Consider the following 1,816-nt stretch of genomic DNA (forward strand, 5'->3'; position numbering starts at 1 on the left):
CACCGTGCCCTGGTTCATCGTGTTCTGGCTGGCCGAGCCGAGCTGGCTCAGGTTGTCGACCAGGCCGAAGTTCATAGAGCCCCAGTTGCCGGTGGTCGAGCTGATGTGCGTGGTGGCGTACACCAGCTGCTTGCCGTTGTACGGCGCGACCGTGAAGTCCTTCAGCGACACCCAACCCGACTTCGGGGTGGCCAGCGGACCCGTCGACGACCACCGGTACGACGACGGCAGCGTGCAGTTGCCGCTCGGCGGCGGGGTCGTGGGCGGCGGGGTGGTGCCACCGAGCTTGACGAGCTGCCACTGCTGGTTGGTGCCGTTCCAGTCGGCGTACTGCACGATGTTGGCGCCATCGGCGGTGGACGCGCCCTGCACCTCGACGGCCTTACCGCTGTTGCGGTTGATCAGCTGGATGTAACCGTCGATGTCCTGGATGCTGAACTGCTGGTTGGTGCCGTTGTTGTCGGTCCACTGCACGATCGGTCCGCCGTCGGCGGTCGACTTGCCGGAGACGTCGAGCACCTTGCCGGACAGCTTCGACTTCAGCCGGTAGTAGCCGCCGCCGGAGTCGACGAACTGCCACTGCTGCTGGCTGCCGTCGTTGCGGGTCCACTGGGTGATCCGGGCCCCGTCGGTGGTGGCCAGGTTGTAGACGTCGAGGGCCTTGCCGCTGTTGCGGTTGACCAGCACGTACGACGCGCCGGTGTCGATCGTGGCCGCGGCGGCTTCCGTCGCGGTGGCCGCGACGACGGCACCGCCGCTCAGGGCGGTCACGAGCGCGGTGGCCGCCGACAGCAGCCAGCGCCGACGGCCGGGACGGCGCAGAGCCGGGCCGGGATGCTCAGCCGGGAGGTGCATGGGGGTGCTCCTTCTCAAGGACGGGTGGCCCCTGCGCGGCGGCCCCCGGTGACGTGGTCGCCGAGGGCCTCAGGTGGTCTGACCGACCGACACTCCGTGTCGAAACGGAGCCGACCGGTGAGTGTTAACGCTCACATCGATCGGCACGGGTCGAACGGGTGCATGATCGGTTTGGTGGGGGCGAACGAACCGGCAGGGGATCCATTCAGATCCGGCGATGTTACCAGAGGGTTTCGGGTGGTTCAAGAGTTGCGCCCCGGGCATCCGGCCGCCTCGCCACCACCGGGCACGAGCCGTTGCCGGGTCAACCTTCCCGGCTGGGTGTTAACGTTCACCCTCGGCGTCCCCGGCCCCGGGGAACGGCGGGCCGGCCCGGCATCCGGGAGGCGACGGTGATCCCTTCCGATCCGGTGCGCGATGTGTCATCTTCGATGGATGCGGGTCGGTTGCCGGGCAGGCGGACGAGGTCGGATCCGCAGGGACGGGGCGGCGGCACGATGCCGCTGACCAGCGCCGCTGGCCGACGCGCCGGCGGTGACCCCGGCCGGATGCGCCGGCTGCGGGCGACCCACGCCCGGCCGCGTACCGGGCTGGCCGTCGGGCTGCTGGTCGTCGCCCTGCTGGCGCTGGCCGGCGGGGTCGGCTACGCCGCCCTGGTGCACGTCCAGCAGGCCAGGATCCGCCACGAGCTGGACTGGGCGATGGTGCACGGCCGCCCGGCCGACCCGTCCGGCTGCACCTGGATCTTCGGCGGCGCGAGCGACACCGGTCACGGTGGCGCGCCGCCGGCCGGATTCCCGGAGCACGGGGCGGTCCACACCGTGGCCCGCACCGGCCGCCCCCAGGTCGGCCAGGTCGCCCGCAACGGCACCGTCTACCACGTGCGGACCCAGTGGCGCGACGGCGAGGTCGTCCAGGTGGTCTTCGACGCCCGCTTCCAGCTCGCCGAACGGCGTTACCT

The 1,816-nt window shown here is 71.0% G+C and carries 1 protein-coding gene and 1 pseudogene; one reads left to right on the top strand and one right to left on the bottom strand.

Features of this window, described 5'->3' with window-relative positions; all coding sequences use genetic code 11:
• Positions 1-855 (bottom strand): non-reducing end alpha-L-arabinofuranosidase family hydrolase (locus ACOJTC_RS05905; RefSeq protein ID WP_420116076.1); only part of this gene is annotated, 855 nt, incomplete at its 3' end.
• 497 nt (positions 856-1,352) lie between these two features.
• Between ACOJTC_RS05905 and ACOJTC_RS05910 the strand changes: the two are divergent.
• A pseudogene (locus ACOJTC_RS05910) lies at positions 1,353-1,816 on the top strand (hypothetical protein); the annotation flags it as partial.

The sequence above is a fragment of the Micromonospora sp. genome (genome assembly GCF_048594385.1).
Classification (GTDB): domain Bacteria; phylum Actinomycetota; class Actinomycetes; order Mycobacteriales; family Micromonosporaceae; genus Micromonospora; species Micromonospora wenchangensis.